The 24,628-nt window shown below is 63.7% G+C and carries 24 protein-coding genes and 1 pseudogene; 10 read left to right on the top strand and 15 right to left on the bottom strand.

The features are described 5' to 3' along the window. Window positions 1-7: 7 nt before the first annotated feature. Both BPNPMPFG_RS26300 and BPNPMPFG_RS26295 read left to right on the top strand, forming a co-directional pair. A complete protein-coding gene (locus BPNPMPFG_RS26300) occupies window positions 8-370 on the top strand; it encodes a nuclear transport factor 2 family protein (RefSeq protein WP_258591518.1) in 363 nt (120 codons plus the stop codon). 7 nt (window positions 371-377) lie between these two features. Continuing rightward, window positions 378-716 (top strand): hypothetical protein, encoded by a 339-nt coding sequence (locus tag BPNPMPFG_RS26295; RefSeq protein ID WP_258591517.1) that lies wholly within the window; start codon window positions 378-380, stop codon window positions 714-716. A 264-nt stretch (window positions 717-980) separates the two neighbouring features. Here the strand turns inward: BPNPMPFG_RS26295 and BPNPMPFG_RS26290 are convergent, their stop codons facing one another. The 7 genes from BPNPMPFG_RS26290 to BPNPMPFG_RS26260 all read right to left on the bottom strand — a co-directional run bounded on the left by BPNPMPFG_RS26290 (window position 981) and on the right by BPNPMPFG_RS26260 (window position 8,268). Continuing rightward, on the bottom strand, window positions 981-1,466 hold the full coding sequence (locus tag BPNPMPFG_RS26290) for an ester cyclase (RefSeq protein WP_258591516.1): 486 nt from the start codon (window positions 1,464-1,466) through the stop codon (window positions 981-983). Between the two features lie 44 nt (window positions 1,467-1,510). Further along, window positions 1,511-2,938, bottom strand: a complete 1,428-nt coding sequence (locus BPNPMPFG_RS26285; RefSeq protein WP_258591515.1) for a gamma-aminobutyraldehyde dehydrogenase — start codon at window positions 2,936-2,938, stop codon at window positions 1,511-1,513. A 29-nt stretch (window positions 2,939-2,967) separates the two neighbouring features. Continuing rightward, window positions 2,968-3,783, bottom strand: coding sequence for an ABC transporter permease (locus tag BPNPMPFG_RS26280; RefSeq protein ID WP_258591514.1), 816 nt, complete (start codon window positions 3,781-3,783; stop codon window positions 2,968-2,970). Continuing rightward, window positions 3,773-4,738, bottom strand: coding sequence for an ABC transporter permease (locus BPNPMPFG_RS26275; protein ID WP_258591513.1), 966 nt, complete (start codon window positions 4,736-4,738; stop codon window positions 3,773-3,775). The genes BPNPMPFG_RS26280 and BPNPMPFG_RS26275 overlap by 11 nt, the downstream gene beginning before the upstream one ends. Window positions 4,739-4,838: 100 nt before the next feature. Further along, window positions 4,839-5,837 (bottom strand): ABC transporter ATP-binding protein, encoded by a 999-nt coding sequence (locus BPNPMPFG_RS26270; protein ID WP_258591512.1) that lies wholly within the window; start codon window positions 5,835-5,837, stop codon window positions 4,839-4,841. Window positions 5,838-6,048: 211 nt separating this feature from the next. Then, the gene (locus BPNPMPFG_RS26265) at window positions 6,049-7,203 is read right to left on the bottom strand and encodes an ABC transporter substrate-binding protein (protein WP_258591511.1); all 1,155 of its coding nucleotides are present in this window, start codon (window positions 7,201-7,203) and stop codon (window positions 6,049-6,051) included. 219 nt (window positions 7,204-7,422) lie between these two features. Further along, the gene (locus BPNPMPFG_RS26260) at window positions 7,423-8,268 is read right to left on the bottom strand and encodes a class I SAM-dependent methyltransferase (RefSeq protein ID WP_258591510.1); all 846 of its coding nucleotides are present in this window, start codon (window positions 8,266-8,268) and stop codon (window positions 7,423-7,425) included. A gap of 76 nt (window positions 8,269-8,344) precedes the next feature. Between BPNPMPFG_RS26260 and BPNPMPFG_RS26255 the strand changes: the two genes are divergently transcribed. Continuing rightward, complete coding sequence (locus BPNPMPFG_RS26255) at window positions 8,345-8,827, top strand: helix-turn-helix domain-containing protein (RefSeq protein WP_258591509.1); 483 nt, start codon at window positions 8,345-8,347, stop codon at window positions 8,825-8,827. A 134-nt stretch (window positions 8,828-8,961) separates the two neighbouring features. Here the strand turns inward: BPNPMPFG_RS26255 and BPNPMPFG_RS26250 are convergent, their stop codons facing one another. The 3 genes from BPNPMPFG_RS26250 to BPNPMPFG_RS26240 all read right to left on the bottom strand — a co-directional run bounded on the left by BPNPMPFG_RS26250 (window position 8,962) and on the right by BPNPMPFG_RS26240 (window position 11,162). After that, a complete protein-coding gene (locus BPNPMPFG_RS26250) occupies window positions 8,962-9,867 on the bottom strand; it encodes a LysR family transcriptional regulator (protein ID WP_258591508.1) in 906 nt (301 codons plus the stop codon). 81 nt (window positions 9,868-9,948) lie between these two features. After that, window positions 9,949-10,566, bottom strand: coding sequence for a DedA family protein (locus BPNPMPFG_RS26245; RefSeq protein WP_258591507.1), 618 nt, complete (start codon window positions 10,564-10,566; stop codon window positions 9,949-9,951). Then, on the bottom strand, window positions 10,563-11,162 hold the full coding sequence (locus tag BPNPMPFG_RS26240; protein WP_258591506.1) for a class I SAM-dependent methyltransferase: 600 nt from the start codon (window positions 11,160-11,162) through the stop codon (window positions 10,563-10,565). The genes BPNPMPFG_RS26245 and BPNPMPFG_RS26240 overlap by 4 nt, the downstream gene beginning before the upstream one ends. Before the next feature lie 296 nt (window positions 11,163-11,458). Here BPNPMPFG_RS26240 and BPNPMPFG_RS26235 point away from each other — a divergent pair, with 296 nt between their 5' ends. The 4 genes from BPNPMPFG_RS26235 (at window position 11,459) to BPNPMPFG_RS26220 (ending at window position 14,911) form a co-directional block, all read left to right on the top strand. Further along, complete coding sequence (locus BPNPMPFG_RS26235; RefSeq protein ID WP_258591505.1) at window positions 11,459-12,133, top strand: response regulator transcription factor; 675 nt, start codon at window positions 11,459-11,461, stop codon at window positions 12,131-12,133. Window positions 12,134-12,143: 10 nt separating this feature from the next. Next, window positions 12,144-13,505, top strand: coding sequence for a sensor histidine kinase (locus tag BPNPMPFG_RS26230; protein ID WP_258591504.1), 1,362 nt, complete (start codon window positions 12,144-12,146; stop codon window positions 13,503-13,505). Window positions 13,506-13,572: 67 nt separating this feature from the next. Then, window positions 13,573-14,022, top strand: a complete 450-nt coding sequence (locus tag BPNPMPFG_RS26225; RefSeq protein ID WP_258591503.1) for an RrF2 family transcriptional regulator — start codon at window positions 13,573-13,575, stop codon at window positions 14,020-14,022. Continuing rightward, window positions 14,012-14,911: an NAD(P)/FAD-dependent oxidoreductase gene (locus BPNPMPFG_RS26220; protein ID WP_258591502.1), complete on the top strand. Its 900-nt coding sequence runs from the start codon at window positions 14,012-14,014 to the stop codon at window positions 14,909-14,911. Before BPNPMPFG_RS26225 ends, BPNPMPFG_RS26220 begins: the two co-directional genes overlap by 11 nt. 23 nt (window positions 14,912-14,934) lie before the next feature. Here BPNPMPFG_RS26220 and BPNPMPFG_RS26215 read toward each other — a convergent pair whose 3' ends face one another. Continuing rightward, window positions 14,935-15,711, bottom strand: a complete 777-nt coding sequence (locus BPNPMPFG_RS26215) for a DeoR/GlpR family DNA-binding transcription regulator (RefSeq protein WP_258591501.1) — start codon at window positions 15,709-15,711, stop codon at window positions 14,935-14,937. Between the two features lie 412 nt (window positions 15,712-16,123). On the opposite strand from BPNPMPFG_RS26215, the gene BPNPMPFG_RS26210 reads away from it, so the two are divergent. Then, window positions 16,124-17,011: a phosphotransferase family protein gene (locus BPNPMPFG_RS26210; protein ID WP_258591500.1), complete on the top strand. Its 888-nt coding sequence runs from the start codon at window positions 16,124-16,126 to the stop codon at window positions 17,009-17,011. Then, window positions 17,008-19,461, top strand: a complete 2,454-nt coding sequence (locus BPNPMPFG_RS26205; RefSeq protein ID WP_258591499.1) for a GcvT family protein — start codon at window positions 17,008-17,010, stop codon at window positions 19,459-19,461. Before BPNPMPFG_RS26210 ends, BPNPMPFG_RS26205 begins: the two co-directional genes overlap by 4 nt. A 276-nt stretch (window positions 19,462-19,737) precedes the next feature. Here BPNPMPFG_RS26205 and BPNPMPFG_RS26200 read toward each other — a convergent pair whose 3' ends face one another. Beyond that, window positions 19,738-20,370, bottom strand: coding sequence for a class I SAM-dependent DNA methyltransferase (locus BPNPMPFG_RS26200; protein WP_258591498.1), 633 nt, complete (start codon window positions 20,368-20,370; stop codon window positions 19,738-19,740). Window positions 20,371-20,474: 104 nt separating this feature from the next. Between BPNPMPFG_RS26200 and BPNPMPFG_RS26195 the strand changes: the two are divergent. Then, a pseudogene (locus BPNPMPFG_RS26195) lies at window positions 20,475-21,391 on the top strand (phosphotransferase). A gap of 17 nt (window positions 21,392-21,408) precedes the next feature. On the opposite strand, the gene BPNPMPFG_RS26190 reads toward BPNPMPFG_RS26195, so the two are convergent. The 3 genes from BPNPMPFG_RS26190 to BPNPMPFG_RS26180 form a co-directional block, all read right to left on the bottom strand. Further along, window positions 21,409-22,332 (bottom strand): DMT family transporter, encoded by a 924-nt coding sequence (locus BPNPMPFG_RS26190; protein WP_258591497.1) that lies wholly within the window; start codon window positions 22,330-22,332, stop codon window positions 21,409-21,411. A 141-nt stretch (window positions 22,333-22,473) separates the two neighbouring features. Then, entirely contained in the window at window positions 22,474-23,124 is a 651-nt protein-coding gene (locus tag BPNPMPFG_RS26185) for a hypothetical protein (RefSeq protein ID WP_258591496.1), read from the bottom strand. Between the two features lie 19 nt (window positions 23,125-23,143). Beyond that, complete coding sequence (locus BPNPMPFG_RS26180; RefSeq protein ID WP_258591495.1) at window positions 23,144-24,433, bottom strand: amidohydrolase family protein; 1,290 nt, start codon at window positions 24,431-24,433, stop codon at window positions 23,144-23,146. Window positions 24,434-24,628 lie beyond the last annotated feature (195 nt).

Here is a 24,628-nt window from a genome sequence, read left to right as displayed (position 1 = left end):
GGATAAAATGCTGACCAAGACACAGGCCGTGGACGGCGCGGCGATCAAGAAGGCAATCGAAAGCCGTGACGGAAAGATGCTGTCGAGCTTCTATGCCGACGACGCGCTGGTGCGAGTGATCGACCGCAACAACCCACCGAGCAAGCCGCGCGAAGTCCGCGGGCGCGCGGCGATCGCCACCTTCTGGGACGACATCTGCAGCCGTGCGATGACCCACAAGGTCGATACCACCATCGCCGACGGCGACAGCCTGGCCTTCACCCAGGCCTGCGCCTATCCGGACGGCACGAAAGTGTTCGCCGCGGCGATGCTTGAGCTGAAGAACGGGCGGATTGCGCGGCAGACCGTCGTGCAGGCCTGGGACGAGTGAGGCGGCCATGTTCAGCGCCAGATGGCAGATCGACGCCAGGTTTGGGCACAAGCAGACCATGCTGGACCTGTTGAAAAAATGGGAACGCGAGATCGGCTCGCAAGCCGGCATCGCCGAACTCGGGTTCCAGATCATGACCGGCTCGATCGGCGCGCGGGAGGCGACGGTCGAAACCCATCACCAGGTCGAAAGCCTGGCCCAGTTGGAGGCGTTCTTCGCCAAGATCGGAAGATCGACGCGCACGCCAAATGGGGCAAGGAGATCGAGCCCTATGTCGTGTCAGGCACCAGCCTGTGGACCATCTATCGCATTGTGGAGTAGTGGCCGACGCCCTTCTCCCCGGTAACGGCAGGGCAATCGCATATCAGAATGTCAGGCTTGCGCCCTACGAATACCCCCACCCCTGACCCCTCCCCACAAGGGGGAGGGAGACTTCCGTCGGCGCTGATCTCGACAAACTGCCTGCCCTTCGACGCCAAAGAGGAAGTAAAGGGCACGCGGCAGCGTTCCCTCCCCCTTGTGGGGAGGGTTAGGGTGGGGGTCCTTCTTCGCAAGAATCCATATGCAATAGCCCTGCCGGCAACGGGGAGAAGGGAAGCAGACGGCGCTGCTACATCAGGCCAAGCTGCTTGTAGAAGCCGAGCGCGTCGTAATAGTCGCTCTGAGTGGCGATCTTGCCGTCCTTGACCGAGATCATCGAGGCGCCGGTGAAGGAGAACTTCTTGCCGGTGGCGGCGGTGCCGTCGGCCCAGGCGCCGGTATTGGTGCCGGAAAACTCCCATTCGAACGAGACGCGGTCGCCCTCTGCGACGGGCGCGCCCTTCATCGCCCACACCGCGTCGGGGACTGCTTTCAGGAAATTGTCGATGACGCCGGTCTTGGCGGCTTCCTTGCCCTTGACCGGTTTGCCGACCGAAGCGTCGTAGTAGGTGACATCGTCGGCAAAATAGCCAGCGGCCTTGGCCGAGTCATGGGCGTTCCAGGCGGCGAGATAGGCTTCGACCACCGATTGCGAGGTATCAGCGGCAAAGGATGGCGCCGTGACTAAAAGCGTAGCGGCGATGGCTGCGGTTGTCAGAAACTGGCGGCGATGCATGGTTCTTTCCTCCCTGGTTGAAATGCTTGCCTTCCTTCCGCGCGCTAGCCGTGAGCAACCATCACATGGCGCACGGCGGTGTAGTCTTCCAGCGCATAGAGCGACATGTCCTTGCCGTAGCCGGACTGCTTCAGCCCGCCATGCGGCATCTCGTTGGTCAGCATGAAGTGGGTGTTGATCCAGGTGCAGCCATATTGCAGCCGCGCGGCTGTCGCCATGGCGCGCGACACGTCCTTGGTCCAGACCGAGGATGCCAGGCCATAGTCGCTGTCATTGGCCCAGTTGACCGCCTCGTCGACTTCCGTGAAACGGGTGATCGAGACGACCGGCCCGAACACTTCGCGGCGCACGATCTCGTCTTCCTGCAGCGCACCGGCGACGACGGTCGGCTGGTAATAGAAACCCGAGCCCTCGCCCGGCTTGCCGCCGGTGGTGATCTCGATGTGCTTCAGTTCCGAGGCGCGCTCGACGAAGCTCGAGACGCGGTCGCGCTGGCGGCGCGAAATCAGCGGCCCGATCTCGTTTTCAGTGTCGTCGGGGCGATTGTACTTGATGGTCGAGACGGCCGAGGACAGATCGGCGACGAGCTTGTCGTAGATCTTCTTGCCGGCGTAGATGCGGCAGGCGGCGGTGCAATCCTGGCCGGCATTGTAGTAGCCGAAAGCGCGCAGGCCGTTGACCACCGCGCCGAGATCGGCGTCGTCGAAGACGATGACCGGCGCCTTGCCGCCGAGCTCGAGATGCGTGCGCTTGACCGACTTGGCGGCGGCCTGCAGCACCTTCTTGCCGGTGGCGACATCGCCGGTGATCGAGATCATGTTGACCTTGGGATGATTGATCAGCGTGTTGCCGACGCTGTCGCCGCGGCCGAGCACGACATTGACCACGCCTTCCGGCAGGATTTCGGCAAGGATCTTCGCCAGCTTCAGCGCCGTCAGCGGTGTCTGCTCGGACGGCTTGAAGACCACGGTGTTGCCGCCGGCGATTGCTGGCGCCAGCTTCCAGGCCATCATCATCAGCGGATAGTTCCACGGCGCGATCGAGGCGACGATGCCGATGGCATCGCGGCGCACCATCGAAGTGTGGCCGGGAATGTATTCGCCTGCAACGACGCCCGGCATCGAGCGGACGGCCCCGGCAAAGAACCGGTAGCAGTCGACGATCGCCGGGATTTCGTCGTTGAGCACGGCATTGATCGGCTTGCCGCAGTTGAGCGCCTCGAGCGTGGCGAACTCCTTCGAGTCGGCCTCGATGCGGTCGGCGATCTTCAGCAGGTAGCCCGAGCGCTGCGCCGGCGTGGTGCGTGACCACAAGACGAACGCCTTCTCGGCTGCCAGCACTGCCGCCTCGATCTGCGCCGGGTTGGCTTCGGGCAGGTTGAGGATGGTCGCCCCGGTCTTCGGATTGAGGATCGGCTCCTCGGTTTCGGTACCCTTCTCGAATTTCGAGCCGATCAGCATCTGGGTGTCCATGGAAGTCTCTCCCTTATGAATTCTTTGACTTATTTGCCCGAACCGGCGATCTGGTCGCCGTCGCGGGTCAGGTAATAGGCGGCAAGGATGGGCAGCAGCGTCACCAGCATGACGACCATGGCCACGACATTGGTGACCGGGCGCTGGCGCGGACGGATCAGCTCTTCCAGCATCCAGATCGGCAGCGTCTGCTGCTGGCCGGCGGTAAAGGTGGTGACGATGACCTCGTCGAAGGACAGCGCGAAGGCCAGCATGCCGCCGGCGAGCAGCGCTGTGGCGATATTGGGCAGCACGACATGCCTGAACGTCTGGAAACCATCGGCGCCGAGGTCCATCGAGGCCTCGATCATCGAACCCGAGGTGCGGCGGAAACGGGCGACGGCGTTGTTGTAGACGACGACGACGCAGAAGGTGGCGTGGCCGAGCACGATCGTCCAGAACGAGAACGGGATGTCGGCCAGCGAGAAGGCGGAGCGCAGCGCGATGCCGGTGATGATGCCGGGCAGCGCGATCGGCAGGATGACCAGCAGCGAGATGGTTTCGCGGCCGAAGAATTTTGTCCGCGAAACGGCCGCCGAACAGAGCGTGCCGAGGATCAGCGCGATCGCCGTCGAGATGGCGGCAACCCTGACCGACAACGACAGCGCCTGCCAGACATCCGGCCGGTTCCAGGTGACGGCGAACCATTGCGTGGTCAGCCCCGGCGGCGGCCAGACGAAGCTTTTTTCCTCGGTCGTGAAGGCATAGACGAAGATCAACAGGATCGGCAGATGCAGGAACAGCAGGCCGCAAGAGGCAGCGATCTTCAAGCCGAGTGGAGCCGACTGGGAACCGTCAGAGCGCATCGAAGGCCCCCATGCGCTTGGCGCCCCAGAGGTAGAAGCTCATGATGACGATCGGCACCACGGTGAAGGCTGCGGCGAGCGGGATGTTGCCGGCCGTGCCTTGCTGCGAATAGACGGCCTGGCCGATGAACAGCCGCGAGGTGCCGATGATCTGCGGGATGATGTAGTCGCCCAGCGTCAGCGAGAAGGTGAAGATCGAGCCGGCGACGATGCCGGGCAACGCCAGCGGGAACAGCACGTTGCGGAAGGTCTGGCCGGGCGAAGCCCCCAAATCGGACGAGGCCTCGACCAGATTGCCCGGCACGCGCTCAAGGGCGGCCTGCACAGGCAGGATCATGAACGGCAGCCAGACATAGACGAATACGATGAAGGTGCCGGTGAACGACACCGACAGCGAGTTGCCGCCGACGACCGGCAGCGACAGCCAGGCGTCGATCAGCCATTGCAGATGCAGCTTGCCGAACAGCCAGGTCAGGATGCCTTCCTTGGCGAGGATCAGCTTCCAGGCGTAGATCTTGACCAGGTAGCTCGACCACAGTGGCAGCATGATGCCGAGATAGAACAGCGCCTTCCAGCGCCCGCGGGCATAGCGCGCCGCGTAGTAGGCGATCGGGAAAGCGACGATGGCCGAGGCCAGCGTGACGAGAGCCGCCATCGTCACCGTGCGCAGGATGATGTCGAGATTGGTGGCCTGGAACAGGTCGCCATAGGTCTTCAGCGTGAACTCACGGTTGATCAGGCCGGAATACTCGTCGATGGAAAAAAAGCTCTGCGCCAGCAGTGCGAACAGCGAGCCGATATAGACGATGCCGAGCCACAGCACCGGCGGCAGCAGCATGAGCAGCAGCAGGACCTTGGGCTTGCGCCAGAAAAGATCCGACAGCGCACCGCGCACGCCGCCGCTGCCCGGCAGGATGGCAGGTGCGGGATTGGAGTTGAGCGCGGCGACTGTCATGGCGCCGCCCTGTCCTGGCGGAAATTATGTGAAAGGCCGCGATCCTTCGCGCCATAGAACGTCTCGCCTGGCCCATTGGCCACAACTGCCTCCAGCCCCATCATGCCGGCTCATCCATCAGATGCAGATGCTCGCGGTTGAAGGTGAGCATGACCGCCTCGCCTGCCACCGGCAGGGCGGTGCCGGCCGGCACAATGGCGTGCAGCTTCAACCCGTTGGCATCGAGCGCCAGTCTGGTCGTGGCGCCGAGATAGTTGGTCGAGACGAGGCGGGCGGAGACGCCTTCGCCACTTGCCGTGCGACTGAGGCGAATGGATTCGGGCCGCAGGCTGCCCCAGCGATGCTGGCCACAATAGCGCTGGACGAAGTCCGGCGGCAGCACGTTGGACGAGCCGACGAAATCGGCGACAAAGCGCGTCTTCGGCCGCTGATAGATATCCTCCGGCGTGCCGATCTGCATGATCTTGCCGTCGTTGAAGACGGCGACGCGATCGGCCATCGACAGCGCCTCGCCCTGATCGTGGGTGACGAAGACGAAGGTGATGCCGAGCGCCTTCTGCAGCGACTTCAGCTCTTCCTGCATGTTCTCGCGCAGTTTGAGGTCGAGTGCGCCGAGCGGCTCGTCGAGCAGCAGCACCTTGGGTTGGTTGACCAGCGCGCGGGCGAGCGCGACGCGCTGGCGCTGGCCGCCGGAAAGCTGGCCTGGCCGGCGGGCGCCATAGCCGGGCAGCCGCACCAGCGACAGTGTCTCTTCCGCCGCCTTGTGCCGTTCAGCCTTGCCGATGCCCTTGACCATGAGGCCATAGGCAACATTGTCGAGTACGCTCAGATGCGGGAACAGCGCATAGTCCTGGAAGACGGTGTTGACGTTGCGGCGATAGGGCGGCACGCCCTCGGCGCGTTCGCCGAAGATCGAGATCGAGCCCGATGTCGGCTGCTCAAAGCCGGCGATGAGGCGCAGGCAGGTGGTCTTGCCGGAACCGGATGGCCCGAGCATGGCGAAGAACTCACCCGGCACGATGTCGAGGTCGACCGCGTCGACGGCGCGAACGCTGCCGAAATGGCGCGAGACTTGTCTGAAGGAGACGGCAGAGGTCATGGGTTGTCAGTCTGTTGCCGGTTTGGTTCTGTCGATCACCCTGCCTGAAAATCATGGCTGGGATGGCGAATTCGCGCGCCACTTCACCTCCCCCTCGATGGGGGAGGTCGCGGCGAAGCCGCGGGTGGGGGTGATCTGGCGCCGACCGCCGCGCAGCCCCCACCCCGACGCTGCGCGTCGACCCTCCCCACAAGGGGGAGGGTAAGGGTGCTCACCGTCCGCCGATGACGCCGATATAGTCCGACACCCAGCGGTAATAGGGCACGCACTGATCGTTCTGGGTGGTGCATTTCGACACCGGCGTCTTCCAGAACTTGATCTTGTCGAAATTGTCGTAGCCGTTGGTCTTGCAGCCTTCGTCGGTCAACAACTCGTTGCCCTTGCAGGCGGCGGGCACGACCGGCAGCGAACCGAACCAGGCCGAGACATCGCCTTGCACTTTTGGCGACAACGAATGTTCCATCCACATATAGGCGCAGTTGGGGTTGGCCGAGTCGGCTTCCATCATCGTGGTGTCGGCCCAACCGGTCGCACCCTCCTGCGGAATGGTGGAAGCGATCGGCTTCTTGGCAGCGACCAGCGTGTTGACCTGGAACGGCCACGAACCGGAAGCGACGACGCCTTCGTTCTGGAAATCGTCGACCTGGATGGCGGCATCGTGCCAATAGCGGCCGACCAGGGTGCGCTGGACGCGCAACAGCCCGAGTGCCGCCTTGTACTGGTCCTCGTTCAGTTCGTAGGGATCCTTGATGCCGAGTTCCGGCTTGTGGAACATCAGGTAGTTGGCGGCGTCCGCGATGTGGATCGGTCCGTCATAGGCCTGGACGCGGCCCTTGTTGGACTTGCCGTCCGGCAGCTTCATTTCCTCGAAGACGACATTCCAGCTCTTGGGAGCCTCCTTGAACACCTCGGTGTTGTACATCAGGATGTTCGGCCCCCACTGGTAGGGCACGCCATAATGGACACCGCCGACGGTGAACCACGGTGCATCCTTGAGGCGGGCGTCGACCGTCTTCCAGCCCGGGATGAGATCGGTGTTGATCGGCTGCACGCGCTTGCCGGCTACGAGGCGCAGCGACGCATCGCCTGATGCGGTGACGAGGTCGAAGCCACCCTCGTTCATCAGCGAGACCATCTCGTCGGAGGTGTTGGCGGTCTTGACGTTGACCTTGCAGCCAGTCTCCTTCTCGAAGGAGGTCACCCAGTCATAGCCCTTGTCGGTTTCGCCGCGCTCGATGTAGCCCGGCCAGGCAACGATGTTGACCTGGCCTTCGCCCTTGCCAAGTTCCTTGACCTGGGCGACGGCCTGACCGGAAAAGGTCAGCGCGACCGTCAAAGCAGTGCATGACTTCAGAAATGAATTCATCATCGATCTCCCATTTTGGCGCCTGACCGCGAAGCCGGTTTCGGTCTTCGCTGGCGGTCAGGCGCGGACTGAAAAACTGTCAGTTCGCCGGCTGGACTTGATATCGCTCTCAATGGCGGCTTTGGTCCCCTGAAACGAAAGGTGCTTTGAAAATTCCGGTTTCGCAAATTCATTTATCAGAAAGGCGATATCGGTTTTTCCGATAGCTAGACGCGCCCTTCAAGCAAGCGCCGTCACCAGCCAGCAGGCGGCATTGAAGCGAGCCTCGCCGTCCTCCACGAAAGGCGCGAAGGCAGCAGGCAACACCGTAGTGATTTTTTCGGCCGTTGCCCGGTCAACCTCGCGCAGCGCGGCGCCGACCGGCCCTAGCCGGGTGACATACGTCATCAGATCGCCTTGGGCGATCTGGCACAGGACGTCCGCCTGTTCGACTTCGATTGACGCCCAGCCGCTCGCTTCAAGGATCCGCTTCACCTTGGCGCCATCGGCAAAGGCAAACTGCCCCGGCGCATCGGGGTCTGGCGCGGGTGCGGGCGGCAGGAAAGGCGCCGCCGCTCGCGCAGCGGTCGTCATGAAATCATTCTCGACCGGACTGCGCCAGGCAGCAAAGGCGAGTTTGCCACCGCGCCTTGCGGCCTGTCTTATGTTGGTGAACGCGGCCACGGGATCATCGAAGAACATGACACCAAAGCGCGAGACAACAGCGTCGAAGTATCCGGATTCGAACGCATATGTCTGGGCATCGCCAACTTCAAAACTTGCGTTTGCTACCTCTTCCCCCCTCCTGCGCTCCGTCGCCAGGGCGACAAGCGGCTGCGAGATGTCAAGCCCAACGCAACGTCCGTCCTTGCCCACGCGGCGCGCCATCGCCAGAGTTGTGGCGCCGGCGCCGCAGCCGATGTCCAGGACATTGCCCCCTTCCCCGGGATAGCCGGCATCGACGACCAGCCGCTCGAACGGCGCCAGTATCTCGTCGAGGATCGGCTGCATCTCGACCCAGGCCTTTCCGCTGGCGTCGTTCCAGAGCGCGGCTTGCCGTGTGTTTGGCTGCGCGGATTGCGGCATAACGGACCTCACTTTTCTGTTGCTCTCACCGATCGTCGCCAGCACTCTACGAGTTCAAGCCGACTTGAGGTCAAGCATGAAAGATATGGACATTGCCGAAGTGTCGCGCCGCACCGGCGTGCCCGCCTCGACACTTCGCTACTACGAGGAGAAGGGCCTCATCGCCTCGATCGGCCGTCGCGGCCAGCGCCGCTTGTTCGACCCGGCCGTCCTGGAACGGCTCGCCTTGATCGCGCTTGGACGCGCCGGTGGATTCGCACTGGACGAGATTTCCGCGATGCTGACGCCCGACGGCCTGCCGAAAATGGATCGAGGGCGCCTGGATGCCAAGGCGAACGAACTGGACCAAACCATCCAGCGCTTGACCGCGATCCGAGAGGCTTTGCGTCACGCCGCCCGATGTCCGGCAGCCCGGCCGATGGAGTGTCCGACGTTCCGCCGCGCCGTCAGGCTTGCCGGCGCCGGCCGCTTCGAGGTTGCTCCCATCGGGCCGTTCAAGGCGGAGGCGGTTTCCATCACAAGGCGCAAGCGCGAGACTGGCGACGTCAGCCTGGAGTAGGCCACACTCTGGAGCAGTTCACCGTTTCATGGAAACGGCGAACCGCTCTAACTCTTTGTTTTGACGCAATTCCCCAGGGAAAGCGCTACGCGCTTTTCTCGGGAAAACCGTTTCACACTTTTCCTGGAATTGCTCTAGCGGCGGACCGTGCGTTGCGACTGGGCGAGGCCGATGAAATCGCGCGCCGCCTGCGGCAGGCCGGAGCCGCGCCGCCAGACCATGCCGACTTGCACCACCGGCAAGGAGCCCGAAATATCGCGCGATTCGATGCGGTCGCCTTCCAGCGACCAGGGCCGGTAGACAAGATCGGGCAGCAGCGCCACGCCGGCGCCGGTGGCGACGAGACTGCGCACAGCTTCGACGGAACGCGTGCGGAAGGCGACATGCGGTTTGGCGCCGATGGCGGCCAGCAGCTTGCCGGTGTTCTCCTCAATCTCGTCGACGGTGAGCATGATCAGCGGCTCGCCGGCGATGTCGCCAATGCCGATGATATCGGCGCCGGCGAGCGGATGGCCAAGCGGCAGCCACAGCCGGTAGGCCGAGACTTCGAGGATTTCCGATTGCAGCGCGGTGCGGTCGCGCAGGTTCGAGGTGACCATGACGGCGATGTCGAGCTTGCCGCCGATCAAGAGATGTTCGAGGTAGTCGCCATTGTCCTCGATGGCCGAGACCTCGACGCCCGGATGGGCGCGGCGGTAGCGGGCGAGCAGATCCGACAGGACGTAACCGGCAACCAGCGAGGTGACGCCAAGCAGCAGCCGGCCGCCCACTGCCGCCTGTTCACCTGAGAAAGAGCGGCGTGCGTCGGAAACGTCGGCAAGGATTTTTGTCGCGTGGCGCAGGAACTGATGGCCCTTGTGGGTGATGTTCAGGCCGCGCGGATGGCGCTCGAACAGTTCGACGCCGAGGTCGCTTTCGAGCTCCTTGATCGCTTCGGTGACCGAGGATTGCGAGATGGACAGGTTTTGCGCGGCACCCGACACCGTGCCTTGCTCGGCAACGGCGATGAAGAATTGCAGCTGGCGGATGGTGAAGGCCATGGCCGGACTAAACACCGGCGCGCAAGGGAAGGAAAGCCGACGCCGGAGCTTATCCCGTGGCTGGAGACTGGTGCCGCGGGCTCAGCCGAGCACCAGCCTGATGCGCCGCCGGCAGGCGGGGCCATAGCGCAGAGCAAGCAGGAACATCGTCTCCAGAGCGACGACGATGACAATGATGCGGAAGCCTATCGTGATCGAATCCTGACCACCGCCGCGCATCAGATAGCCGGTGATGAGAAAGCCCGCGTTCCACAACATCGCGCCAAGCAGCGTGGCGATCGCGAAGGGCAAGACGGGAAGACAGAGCGCGCCGGCCGCGATCGGCAGGTAGTTGCGCACCGTCGGGATGAACTGCGCTAGCAATGATGCCCAAAGATGATTGCGGCGATAGGCCTGACCGAGCCGGCGATAGGTCGCGTGGCGCAAGAAGACATATTTGCCGAAGCGCGCGACGAGCGCGTCGGCACGGTCCGGCCCGATCCTGTGGCCCGTCGCGTACCAGAACAGGCAGCCCGTCGTGGAGCCGAGCGTGGTCACCAGCAGCAGCACGCCAAGCGTCGCATCGTCGGGCGCTGCCGTCATGCCGAGGAACAGCAGCAGCACATGCGACGGTGGAACCGGCAGGATCTTTTCGGTGACGGCGAGGCAGAAGACGCCGAACAGGCCGAAACCGAGGATGGCCGTCAACGGCCCCGTCATGCGAAACGCCAGTCATAGGTGCTGAGCGTCTTGACCCTGGCGATGCGATAGACCGTCGCCGGCGGGAAGTTGCGAAAGGTATGGCCGACCCGCGTGACCTCGAGATCGAGCCGGTCGAGCAGCGACTGGTCGAACGGGCAGCGCCGGCCGAGCGTGAACTGATAGAGCGCGCCCCCGGGGCGAAGATTTGCGAAAACGCCGTCGAGAATGGCGAGCGTGTTGCGTGGCGAAATCAGGCGGAAGGGCAGTCCGCTGACGGCGGCGCCGACCACCGGCCCCTGGAACAGGGACAAATGGCGCATACCGACGGCATCCATTTCGAAAACCCGGGCCGCGGGAAAGCGCCGCTTGAGCAGCGCGGCGAAATCCGGATCGGATTCGATCAGCGTCAGATCCTCTTCATTCACCCCACGGCCCAGCAGCGCCCGGGTGAACGGACCGGTTCCAGGGCCAAGTTCCAGCACCGGGCCGGTGTCGGGGCCAATGTCGCGCGTCATCAGCGCCGCCAGGCTGGTGCTGGACGGCGTGACGGAGCCAACCCTGAACGGCGCCACGGTCCACGCCACGAGAAAAGACAAGGCATCACTTGCAGGCATTACCAACCTCGATCCTGGGCCGCAGCACTCCAACGGGATTGCAGCCACTTGCAGCTTTTGTTTCAGAGTCGGACCCGAAATCGGTTTCATATCCGGGTCCGACGCCTTGGTGTCGGCTGCGGGCGAATCGCCAACACTCGACTGGCGCTGTTTGCCGCGACTGGATTGCATAGACATTGCGCAAGGTGGCAGATGCAAAGAAAGGGGATGTCGACGCCCGCCGCCAGGATTTGCCATGTTTGCGCAATGTTGGCGCTGTAGCGCCCGAAGCAACTGATCTCCTCAAGGGATGATGGATGCGCATCTTGCTGGTCGAAGACGAGCCTGAAATGGTTGCCGCCCTGCGTGCCGCGCTGAAGCGGCATGACATGGTCGTCGACCATGCCGGCTCTTTGCTCGAGGCCGAGGGCTTCGTTGCCGCCGACAGCTACGACGCCATCCTGCTCGACCGGCAGTTACCGGATGGCGATGGGCTGTCGATGGTGCCCAGGCTGCGTGCGGCGAAGAACACCACGCCGGTGCTGATGCTGACGGCGAAGGGGGATATGTCGGACAAGGTCGAGGGGCTGGACATGGGAGCGGATGACTATCTGGCCAAGCCGTTCGCCTTCGAGGAACTGCTGGCCCGCTTGCGTGCGCTGCTCAGGCGCCCGGTGTCGATGCGGTCGCAATTCATCCGCGCCGGCCATCTGGTGCTCGATGTCGGGCATCGCGAGGTGTCGATCCGTGGCGAGCCGCTCGGCCTGCCGCGCCGTGAACTTCTGGTACTGGAGGCGCTGATGCGGCGGACCGGCCGCATGGTGCAGCGCGAGGCGCTGATGGAAGCGGTGTTCGGCCTCGACGACGAGATCCAGTCCAACGCGCTCGACACCCATGTCTCGCGCCTGCGCCGCAAACTCGCCGACGCAGACGGCGGCGTAACGATCAACGGCATTCGCGGCGTCGGCTATCTGCTGCGCGAGACGACATGAGCATCAAGCGATGAGTATGAGGCGCCCGCGTTCGCTGAAATGGAGCCTGGTGCTGCGCATCGCGTTGCTGCAATGCGCGATGCTGACGCTGATTATCGTCGGCATTTTCGGTGCCATGCTGGCCACCGGTCTCATCCCTCACGACTACGAGGATGGCACACTGGACGTGCTGGCGGATGCGGTCGCACGCGATGCAAGCGGCAAGCTTGTCCTCAACGAGACGCCGGATATGACGACGCTACGCTCGAACGTTCCGGACCTCTGGTTCATCATTCGTGACAAGCAAGGGCAGCGGCTTCAGGAGGGAACGGTGCCGGCCATTTTCCAGCCGTTTGTTCGATTGCTGGACAACATCAGCGATGCCCGGATCGACAAGGCCCTCGGGCAAGCCGCGCCGCCCGGGGGAAAGATACGCTGGTCCGATACGGCGGCCGGCAACGTCCAAATCTTCACCGGGACCAAGGGCGGGCTTTCGCTCATGCGCCTGCTCGGGCAGGCGCCGCAGCTCTTCCTGTGGGGGATATTGCCGCTCGCCGGCCTGATGGCGCTGGCGACGCTGTTCGCGACGCCCTGGGTGGTGCGTGGTGCGCTATCGGGCCTTGGCCATGCGGCCGCCGAGGCCGAGCGCATCAACATCGACCAGCGCGGCGTGCAACTGCCGCTGAAGGACGTGCCGATGGAGGTGACGCCGCTGGTGAAGGCGGTGAATGCCGCGCTTGCGCGTCTCGACAAGGGCTACGAGCGCCACAAGCGTTTCCTGACCGACGCCGCCCATGAGCTGCGAACGCCGGTCGCCATCCTCAACACGCGCCTCGCCTCGCTGCCGGCGACACCGGAACGGGCACGGCTGCTGCAGGATGCGGCCAGGCTTTCGACCTTGACCGACCAGCTGCTCGACCTGCAGCGCCTCGACCGGCAGGCCGTGGCTTTTGAAAAGGTCGACCTTGTGGCGATCGCGCGTGGCGTCATTGTCGACCTCGCGCCGATGGCGTTCTCGGCCGGATACGAGATGTCGTTCGAACCGGAAAGAGAAACAGTTTTCGCCACCGGCGACCGCACCGCGATCGAACGCGCCGTAACCAACCTCGTCCAGAACGCCATCGAGCATGGCGGCCGCACTGGCAAGATTACCATCAGCGTCGCCGCCGCAGCCGTCATCGAGGTGCGGGACGAAGGTGGCGGCGTGCCGCCGCCTGAGCGCGAGCGCGTCTTCGAGCCCTTCTACCGGTTGCGCCCGCAAGATCACGGCGCCGGGCTCGGCCTCAACCTGGTGCAGGAAATCATGCAATTGCATGGCGGGCGGATCGAGATCCTCGACGGCAAGCCGAGCGGCGCCTGCTTCCGCATGACTTTTCGCGCTTCGCCTGCATAGGCGTGGAGGCAAGGGACGCGCATGCCGCGTGTTTGACATTCGCGCCAATCGTAACTAATTAAGTTACATGAAGCGAAACAGCCGCCTGTCCTCGACCCTGCACATTCTCGTCCACATGGCCGAGAAGCCCGAACAGGCGCTGACCTCCGAGCAGCTTGCCACCTTCATCCACACCAATCCGGTGGTTGTCCGCCGCACCATCGCCGGATTGCGCGATGCCGGCATCGTCACCTCGTCACGCGGGCATGGCGGTGGCTGGCTGCTTGGGCGAGCCCCCGACACCATTTCGCTGGCCGAGATCAGCGTTGCGCTTGGCGAAACGCTGCTGCCGTTCAGCACCGAGCCGGAAAGCCCCGGCTGTCTTGTCGAGCAAGCGGTCATCGCCGTGCTCGACGATTTTCGCGTCGCGGCCGAAAAGCTGCTGGCGGAGAAGCTCAGCCACATCACGCTGGCCGACCTGACCGCCGATTTCCGCCGTCGTTTTGACCTCATTGGAGTCTCCCGCCATGCAGTATGATCTCGCCGTCGTCGGCGGCAGCTTTGCCGGCCTGTCCGCCGCCATCCAGGTGGCGCGGGCGGGACGCAAGGTGCTGGTGATCGACGCCGGCCAGCCGCGCAACAGTTTTGCCGAGCATTCGCATGGCTTCCTCGGACAGGACGGGCGCACGCCCGGCGCCATCCTCGACGACGCAAGGCGGCAATTGCTGGCTTACCCGACAGCCAGGGTTGTCAATGGGCGCGCCGACAATGCCGTTGCCACAGGCAGCAGCGGTTTCGAAGTCACCACCGATGGTGGCGAGGCGTTCGGCGCTGCACGGCTGGTGCTGGCCACCGGCGTGCGCGACATCCTGCCGGAAGTTCCCGGGCTTGCCGAGCTCTGGGGCAAGAGCGTGCTGCACTGCCCCTATTGCCACGGTTATGAGGTCTCCGGCGGGCCGCTTGGCGTGCTCGCGACCGGTCCGATGTCCCTGCATCAGGCGCAGTTGATCACGGACTGGGGCGATGTCACGCTGTTCGGCAACGGCCTGCTCGAACCCGATGCCGAACAGGCGCTCGCACTGGAAAGGCAGAAAGTGCGGTTTGAACCCGCCACCGTCACCGAACTGCGGGAGGACGGCGCCAGTGGATTGATCGTCCACCTCGATGGCGGCCGAACGGCAGGCGTCAGGGCGATGTTCACCGCGCCGCGCAACACAATGGCCAGCCCGCTGGCCGAGCAGCTCGGTTGCGGCTTCACTGAAGGCCTCCTCGGTCCGGTGATCACCGTCGATGACAGACAGCAGACGACCGTTCCAGGCGTCTATGCCGCCGGCGACGCGGCACGGTCGATGCACAACATCGCCTTCGCCGTAGCGGCCGGCACCTTCGCGGGCGTATGCGCCCACCAGTCGATGGTGTTCGGCTAGGTTCTTTTTCAGCTATCCGGATTCTAGAATCCGGCTTGGCCGCCGGCGATGCTGAGCCGCGCGCCGGCTTGCGCAAGCGCGGCGGTAATGTCGGCTGATGGCGACCGGTCGGTGGCGAGTTCGGAAAAGCCGTCGAAGCCGCAGACCTGGACCAGGCCCAGGCGGCCGAACTTGCTGTGATCGGTGATGACGAGCGAGCGCTGGCCGCGCGACAGCACCATGCGGGCGAACTCAGCCTCTTCCAGATCGTAGTCCATGACGCCCATCACCGCATCGACAGCGCCGGTGGAGATGATGGCATGGCTGACCGAGAAGCGGCTGACGAAGTCGATGGCCGAGGCCCCGAAGGCAGCGCCGGAATCGCTGCGCAATTCGCCGCCGGCCATGTAGACCTTGTTGCCGTTGACGGTGGCCAGCGTGCGGGCGATGTCCGATGAATTGGTGACGACCGTCAGCCGTCGGTGGCCGAGCAGCTCACGGGCCAGGAACGACGTCGTCGTGCCGGTGTCGAGCATGATCGATTCACCGTCGCGGATGGTGGCGGCGACCATGCGGGCAATGATGCGCTTGGCATCGGCATTCTCGCGCATGCGCCGTTCGAACGGCGCTTCGCCGATCATCGACGGCAGGCCGATGGCGCCATGCATCTTAAGGGCGGAGCCGTCGCTGGTCAGCGGCTTGACGTCACGGCGCACGGTCTCGAGTGAAACGCCCAGCCGGTCGGCCAGACTGGCGATGGTGACGGTCCCCTCTTCCTGCAACAGCCGCAGAATTTCGCCATGCCGTTTCGAATGGGTCATTTGGTTTTCCCGGACTTAGCCCTTTTGCCCGATTCTAAGGTAATTCAAGAGGTTTTAAAGGAATTGCTCATGCTTTCGGGCAAAACACCCAAAAAAAGTCACATATTTTTGTTGACAGCTGGGCAACCGTGGCGTGAAATCCAAACCATGAAAGGGTTCGGAGCAGCCACGGGAGGGTGATGGCAGAGCCGCAACTCACTGACTAGGCATTGTTGAACGTGTCTGGCGCAAGGAATTTTCAGATCCGCGGGGGCGGACGCCGGGGTTCAAAAACCTGGCCAAGGGGCTCGTCGGTGCGGTGCGGGATACCGATCCTGGCATCCCGCACCGACGAGATTTTTGCACTTCTTCCCGCTGCCGTTGCGCCGCCCATGGCGCGTTTTTCAAAGCCCAGCAAACCAGGGATGATTCCGTGACCGCCGAAGATCGCATCCGCGCCCTGCCCTGCTGGACCGGCGGCATCGAGATTGCACCGCTGCCTGGCGGCCTGAGCAACGCCAACTATGTGGTCAAGGACGCAGCCGGAAAGCATGTCGTGCGCTTCGGCAAGGACTATCCGTTCCACCATGTCTTTCGCGAGCGCGAAGTGATGACGGCACGCGCGGCACATGCCGCCGGTTTCGCGCCCGCCGTCCTCCATGCCGAACCGGGCATCCTGGTGACGGAGTTTCTTGGCGCCAAAACCTATCAGGCGGAAGATGTGCGCGCCAACCTCGGCCGCATCGCCGCCCTGATGCGCGGCTTCCATCGGGAGATGCCCAATCACGTTTCCGGCGCCGGCTTCATGTTCTGGGTGTTCCATGTCATTCGCGACTATGCGCGCACGCTTGAGGAGGGCGGCAGCCGCAAGCGGGGCGAATTGCCGCGCCTGCTGACGCTGGCCGACGAACTGGAGCGCGCGCAGAAATTGCTGCCGATCGTCTTTGGCCACAACGATCTGTTGCCGGCTAATATTCTCGACGACGGCAACAGGCTGTGGCTGATCGACTTCGAATATGCCGGCTTCAACACGGCGATGTTCGATCTGGCCGGCGTCGCCTCGAATGCCGGCATGAGCGACGCGGAATCCTTCGCCTTCCTGACCGCCTATTTCATGAAGGAGCCGGACGAGGCAATCCGCCGCTCGCATGCGGCCATGCAATGCGCCTCGCTGCTGCGCGAGGCGATGTGGAGCATGGTGTCCGAACTCTATCTCGACGCGCCCGGCATCGATTACGTCGCCTACACCGAGGAAAACCTGACGCGGCTCGATGCGGCGCTGGAAAACTACCGGACAAAATACGGGACACAGAAATCATGACATTGCCTAGCCAGGCCGCCATCGTCGTCATTGGCGGCGGCATCATCGGCTGTTCGACGGCCTATCATCTGGCGCGCGACCACAAGGCCGACGTGGTGCTGCTCGAACAGGGCAAGCTGACCTCGGGTTCGACCTGGCATGCCGCGGGTTTGGTCGGGCAATTGCGCTCGTCGGCCTCGATCACCCGCGTGCTCAAATACTCCGTCGACCTCTACAAGGGACTGGAAGCCGAAACCGGTCTTGCCACCGGCTGGAAGATGACCGGCTGCCTGCGGCTTGCCACCAATGCAGACCGCTGGACCGAATACAAAAGGTTGGCGACGACAGCGAAAAGCTTCGGCATGGACATGCAATTGCTGTCGCCGGCTGAGATCAAGGCCATGTGGCCGCTCCTGGAAACCGGCGATCTCGTCGGCGCTTCCTGGCTGCCAACCGATGGCCAGGCTAGCCCCTCCGACATCACGCAGTCGCTGGCCAAGGGTGCGCGCATGCATGGCGCCAGACTGTTCGAGAATGTCCGCGTCACCGGCTTCGAGCTCAGGGATGGCCGCATCACGGTGGTGAAGACCAGCAGGGGCGACATCGCCTGCGACAAGGTGGTCAACTGCGCCGGCCAATGGGCACGGCAGTTGGGGGCAATGGCCGGCATCAACGTGCCGCTGCAGCCGGTCAAGCACCAGTACATCATCACCGAGAAGATCGACGGACTGGCGACCGACGCGCCGACCATCCGCGACCCGGATCGCCGGACTTACTTCAAGGAGGAGGTCGGCGGGCTGGTGATGGGTGGGTATGAGCCTAACCCGCAAGCATGGACGACTGATCTCCCCGGGGGCGATGTGCCTGACGATTGGGAGTTCCGGCTGTTCGACGACGACTACGACCATTTCGAGCAGCACATGCGCCAAGCGATCGCGCGCGTGCCGGCGCTGGAGACAGTCGGCGTCAAGCAGATGATCAACGGGCCGGAGAGTTTTACGCCGGACGGCAATTTCATCCTTGGCGCGGCGCCCGAATGCGCCAACATGTTCGTTGGGGCCGGCTTCAACGCCTTCGGCATCGCCTCAGGCGGCGGCGCCGGCTGGGTGCTGGCGCAATGGGTGGTCGACGGCGAGGCGCCGCTTGACCTGTGGGTGGTCGACATCAGGCGCTTCTCGAACCTGCACCGCGACCGGCAATGGGTCCGCGACCGCACGCTGGAGGCCTACGGCAAGCACTACACGATCGGCTTCCCGCATGAGGAGTATGCCAGCGGACGCCCGCGCATCGTCTCGCCGCTTTACGAACGGCTGAAGCAGCAGCGCGCCGTTTTCGGCTCGAAGCTCGGCTGGGAGCGGCCGAACTGGTTCGCGCCGGAAGGTGCAGAGCCCCAGGACATCTATTCGATGGGGCGCCAGAACTGGTTCGCGGCCGTCGGCGACGAACACAAGCATGTGCGCGAGAAGGTCGGCATCTTCGATCAGTCGTCCTTTGCCAAATACGAGCTGAGCGGGCCTGACGCGCTGAAGGCGCTGGACTGGATCTGCGCCAACGATGTCGGCAAGCCGGCCGGCCGGCTGACCTACACCCAGCTTCTCAACACGCGCGGCGGCATCGAGGCGGATCTGACCGTGGCGCGGCTGGCCGAGGAAAAGTTCTACATCGTCACCGGCACCGGGTTCCGCACGCATGACCTGTCGTGGATCGGCGACCATATCGGCGAAGGTCTCAATGCCACGCTCGCCGACGTCACCGAGGATTTCGGCACGCTGTCGCTGATGGGACCCCAGGCCCGCGATGTGCTGGCCGATGTGACGGAGGCGGACGTGTCGAACGCGACATTCCCGTTCGGCCATGTGCGCGAAATTGTCATCGCCGGCCACACGGTTCGGGCGTTGCGCGTCACCTATGTCGGCGAGCTCGGCTGGGAACTGCATGTGCCGATCGCGGCCACAGGCGAAGTGTTCGATGCGCTGATGGCGGCAGGCAAGAAGCACGATATCCGCCCCGTCGGCTACCGGGCCTTGGAATCGCTGCGGCTGGAAAAAGGCTATCGCGCCTGGGGCTCCGACATCACGCCCAATGACACGCCGCAGGAAGCCGGCCTGGGTTGGGCGGTCAAGCTGCGCAAGAACACGGATTTCGTCGGGCGGCGCGCGCTCGAAAAGGTCGGCGGCGCGGCTTTGAAGAAACGTTTTGCCGGCTTCACGGTCGATGATCCGGAGATCGTGCTGCTCGGCCGCGAGACCATCCTGCACAATGGCGAGCCGGTCGGCTATCTGACCAGCGGCGGCTATGGCTACACGGTGGGCAAAAACATCGGCTACGGCTATGTGCGCAACGCCGACGGGGTGAGCGACGATTTTCTCGCCTCGGGGGACTATGAACTGGTCGTGGCGATGGAGCGGACTCCGGCCAAGATCCATCTCGAACCGATGTACGACCCCGCGGGGAAAAAGGTTAGAGCCTAGAATTTTGAGGGCGAGACCGGAACCACCAAACCGGCAAATGACCACTCCCAAAGATGTCTTCTGGTGAAGCCGGCGCCGCCCCTCATCCGCCTGCCGGCACTTTCTCCCCGTAAACGGGGAGAAGCCCGCTGACCGCGGCCTCGGCACTCTTTCTGCTACGTTGACGATCGGCGAAACCGGTGATGCCAGCGTCCTTCTCCCCGTTCACGGGGAGAAGATGGCGGCAGCCAGATGAGGGGCGGCGCGACGCTGAAATCGGCCACCCAGCGCCTCGGCTCAGTTCACGCGCAGGGCGAGCCCCCGACTTGGCACGGTGTCGGCCTCGCCGGGCATCGAGACGTAGGGACGCGTTTCCTCGACGCGAGAGACGAGGCCTTGCGTTTCGAGTTCGGCGATGCGCGCGGCAAAGCCGGCTTCCCACAGCGTGTTTTTGACCGTCAGCACGATGATGCCGCCCGGCCGGCAGATGCGGATCAGCTCGTCCAGCCCCTCGACGCCGACATGGCCGGAGGTGAAGACGCCGGACGAGACGATGCCGGCATAGGCACCGTCGGCAAAAGGCAGCTTGCCGCCAAGCGCCAGACAATGCAGCGCGGAATAGACGCCCTTGCGGGCCGCCTGGGCGAGCATGCCTTGTGAAATGTCGAGCGCCTCGACCTGGGGATAGCCGGTTATGTCAAGCCATTCGCCGATCAGCCCGGTGCCGGCTCCCGCATCGAGCAGCGGTGCGGCACCGCGCGGCAAATGGCGGGCCAGCAGGGCAAGGCAGATCGTCGGATGCCGGTAACCGGCGGCCGACATGTCGGCGTCATAGGTCTGCGACCAACGGTCATAAAGTGCGGCGACGTCCTCTGGCCGCTTCGCCGCGTAGGCAGCGCCAAGCGCACCTTGATGTTTGCTGTCCGCCATCGCTGTTAGCCACCCACTCTCGCGCCACCCACGATCGGATGATAGCCAAACCGCGAAAATTGTGGAACCGTCGGCGCGACAAATAACAGCGTGGGGACGCAGCCATGGCGACAGACGAGGCGCGTGCAACTTTTGCCGACATTCCGTTGGCCGCCATCCCCATGCTGGCCGGCTACACCGGGCCACTGGAGCGGCTCGGCGGCCTCACCAACCTGGTCTTCAAGGCCGGCGATTTTTGCCTGCGCATCCCCGGCAGGGGCACCGAGGAATACATCAACCGCGCCAACGAGGCGGTGGCGGCGCGCGAGGCGGCAAAGGCGGGAGTCAGTCCCGAGGTGCTGCATGTCGATCCCGCCACCGGGGTCATGGTGACGCGCTTCATCGCCGGCGCAGAGACCATGTCGCCGGAGAAATTCACGACACGGCCGGGCAGTCCTGCGCGCGCCGGCGAGGCTTTCCGCAAGCTGCACGCTTCAGGCGCGGTGTTTCCCTTCCGCTTTGAACTTTTTGCGATGATCGACGACTATCTCAAGGTGCTGTCGACCAAGGATGTCTCGTTGCCCGCCGGCTATCACGACGTGGTGCGCGAGGCCGGGAGCGTGCGGTCGGCACTTGCCGCCCATCCCTTGCCCCTCGTCGCCTGTCATTGCGATCCGCTGTGCGAGAACTTTCTCGATACGGGCGACAGGATGTGGATCGTCGACTGGGAATATTCGGGCATGAACGACCCGCTCTGGGACCTTGGCGACCTCAGCGTGGAAGGCAAGTTCGACACCGTGCAGGACGAAGAGATGATGCGTGCCTATTTCGGCGGCGAGGCCAGGCCGGCCGAGCGCGGCCGCATCGTCATCCACAAGGCGATGTGCGATCTGTTGTGGACGCTGTGGGGCTGATCCAGCTCGCCAACAACAACCCGGTCGATGATTTCCGCGCCTATGCCGACGGGCGGTTTGCCCGCTGCAAGGCGCTGATGGAGACGCATGAGTTTTCACGGCACCTTGCCGCGATACGCCGGGGTTAGGGACCAGAAGCTGGACCCTAATTGACGCCCTTCGGCACGTTTTCCGGCGGCACCGTGGTGTCGACCACTTTCTGGCGGTGGAAGATGAACAGGCCGGCGAGGACGATGATGCCCGAGCCGATCAGGATGCGCGGGCCGGGAACGTCGCCGAAGAACACCAGCCCGAACACCACCGCCCACAACAGCAGCGTGTAATGCAGCGGCGCCAGCGTCGAGGCCGGCGCCAGCTTGAGCGCCCTGGTGATCATCAGATGCGCGCCGCAGGAGACGATGCCGAGCAGCAGCATGGCGCCGAAGTCGAGCGCCGACGGCGTCTGCCAGGCGCCGATGGTCAGCGCGCCTCCGACCACCATCGTGCCGATGGTCTGCCACGTCACCAGATTGGTGTCGCTGGTGCCGCGCAGGCGCCGGTTGAGGATGATGGCGAAGGCGAAGGCAATGCTTCCGGCGAGCGCGAAGCTCGACGACAGCGAGAACGAGGCCGACGAGGGTTTCAGCATGATCAGCACGCCGCAGAAGCCGAGCAGGATCGCCATCCAGCGACGCCAGCCAACCTTTTCGCCAAGCAAGAGGTGCGAGAGTGCCGCGACATAGATCGGCCCGGCCATGTAGAAGCTCATCACGTCGGCAAGCGGCAGGTAGACCACGGCGGCATAGAAGAAGGCCGTGTCGAGCGTCGTCATCACCACGCGCAGCAGCTGCAGCTCCAGGCGTTCCATGCGAAACAGCTTGACTGTCCCCTGATGGGCGATCATCGGGCCGAGCACGAAGAAGGCGCCGATGGAGCGGATCAGCACCACCTGGCCGACGGAAAAGCTGGCGACCAGCCACTTGCCCATGGCGTCGTTCAGCGCAAACAGGAAGTCGCCGGCCAGCATCAGCAGGATGCCGGCCAAAAGCACATTCCTGATCGTGGAATTCTGGATGGCAGGCTGCGCCATGGCCGGTGTCAAATCCTTCCGGACGGTGGCTCGGTTACGGCGTGTTAGAGGACTATCATTCGGTTGACGAGGAGATTTACCACAAAGGCAGGGGCCACAGCCGCAAATTCGCTGGACCTAACGAGTACTGCAGACGATCGCCTATGTCTCTTGTCGGGTCGGTGGTGACCCATCGTACGAGGGCGCAAGCTCGCGAATGCGCCATTGCTGGTAGACGAAAAACAGCGCGAACAGGGCAATTGCAACGGTAATCCCAATTGTCAGCGCGCCGACAATTCCGATCCCCATCCATCGACTCATCAGGATAATGCCGGCGCCGGCAACCATGGCGTTTACGGTAGCGATCATCATGGCTGCGGTCGTCAGATAACCTGAAAGCGCACCGATCCTCAGCGCAGGCTCTGATTTGCCCTCTGGCCAGCGTCCGCGTTCGGCAGCGAAATAGGCCTCTGCTTGCGGGCCAAGCGTCCGATAGAAGGAACGGATCCGGGCGATTGCGATATGAGCCTGCATGTTCTCCACGGCAATGTCGACCATTCTCAGCGTGGTAAGGACTCCAAGCAGGAAAATGACCGGCAGAACCGTCGCCACGAACGGCAGGAAGGCCAGCGTCGAATTGGCGGCAAATCCCATCGCCACCAGAGAGCTGGAAAGCGCCATGACATAGATGGTGGCGCGCGAGCCGGCTTCGCTGATTGTCGTGCCGATGGCCGCCTGCATCACGAAGTGCTCGGTGGTTACCGCCGACATGAGCGCCGGGTTTGGTTCCCTCACATTCTTCTCGTCGCTCACGGCAATACCTCGAAGGCAGTCATTGGGCTTGCGGCGCAACGTGCCGACGGTTGACGGAGGCGGGCCGGCCATCGATGGACAGCCGCGTTTCCTGCCTCATTCGCTCCGCCACCACCTTGCCCCTGGCGATGACGCACAGGCGTTCGGCGCGCAGGCGCAAGGCCTCGATCGGATTGCCGGCATCGAGGATGACCAGGCTGGCGCGCTTGCCGACCGCCAGGCCGAGATGATCGAGCCCCATGATCGACGCGTTGACGTTGGTGACCATGTCGAAGCAGCGCGCCATGTCGGCCGGGCTCGACATCTGGGCGACGTGCAGGCCCATGAAGGCGACATCGAGCATGTCGGCGGTGCCTAGCGAGTACCAGGGATCGAGCACGCAGTCCTGGCCCCAGCCGACGCGAATGCCGAGGGCCTGCATCTCCTTGACCCGGGTCATGCCCCGGCGTTTCGGGAAAGTGTCATGGCGGCCCTGCAGCATGATGTTGATCAGCGGGTTGGGGATCGCCGAAACGCCCGCCTCGGCGATCAGCGGCAGCAGCTTCGAAACGTAGTAATTGTCCATCGAATGCATCGAGGTGAGATGCGAGCCAGCGACCTTGCCTTGCAGGCCAAGGCGCTGCGTCTCATAGGCAAGCTGCTCGATGTGACGCGACAGTGGGTCGTCGGTCTCGTCGCAATGCAGGTCGACCATCAGGCCGCGCCTGGCTGCGATCTCGCAGAGCTCGGTGACCGAGCGCGTCCCGTCGGCCATGGTGCGCTCGAAATGCGGAATGCCGCCGACGATGTCGACGCCCATGTCGAGCGCGCGGATGGTGTTTTCACGCGCCGTCGGCGAGCGATAAAACCCGTCCTGCGGAAAGGCGACCAATTGCAGGTCGATATAAGGGGCAATGGTTTTCTTGACGTCGAGCAGGGCTTCGACCGCCAGCAGCCTGTCGTCACAGACATCGACATGGGTGCGGATGGCAAGCAGACCCATCGACACCGCCCAGTCGCAATAGGCAAGTGCGCGGTCGCGCACCGCCTCATGCGTCAAAAGCGGCTTCAACTCGCCCCACAGCGAAATGCCCTCGAGCAGCGTGCCTGACGCATTGATGCGCGGAATGCCGTAGGAGAGCGTCGCGTCCATGTGAAAATGCGGATCGACGAAGGGCGGCGAGACCAGATTGCCACCGGCGTCGATCGCCGTGCCGGCGGTGACATCGAGCTTCGGCTCGATCGCGGCGATTGTCTCGCCGATGATGCCGATGTCGGCGACCCTGCCATCAGGCAGCGTGCCGCCGCGAACGATAAGGTCGAAATCCATATGTCGTCATCCCGCTTGAAGAATCAGCATTCTGTCGTGGCGGCGAAAAATCCTGAAGCGCTTGCGCTGCCCCTCATCCGCCTGCCGGCACCTTCTCCCCGTATAGTGACGGGGAGAAGGGAGATGTGCGACCCGCCGCCTTTTTTGCCACGCCTACAATTGGCGAAATCGTTGATGACGGCGCCTTTCTCCCCG

Origin of the sequence: Mesorhizobium sp. AR07 (genome assembly GCF_024746815.1) — a bacterium.
Lineage (GTDB): Bacteria > Pseudomonadota > Alphaproteobacteria > Rhizobiales > Rhizobiaceae > Mesorhizobium.
This window is presented reverse-complemented; position numbering and strand designations above follow the sequence as displayed.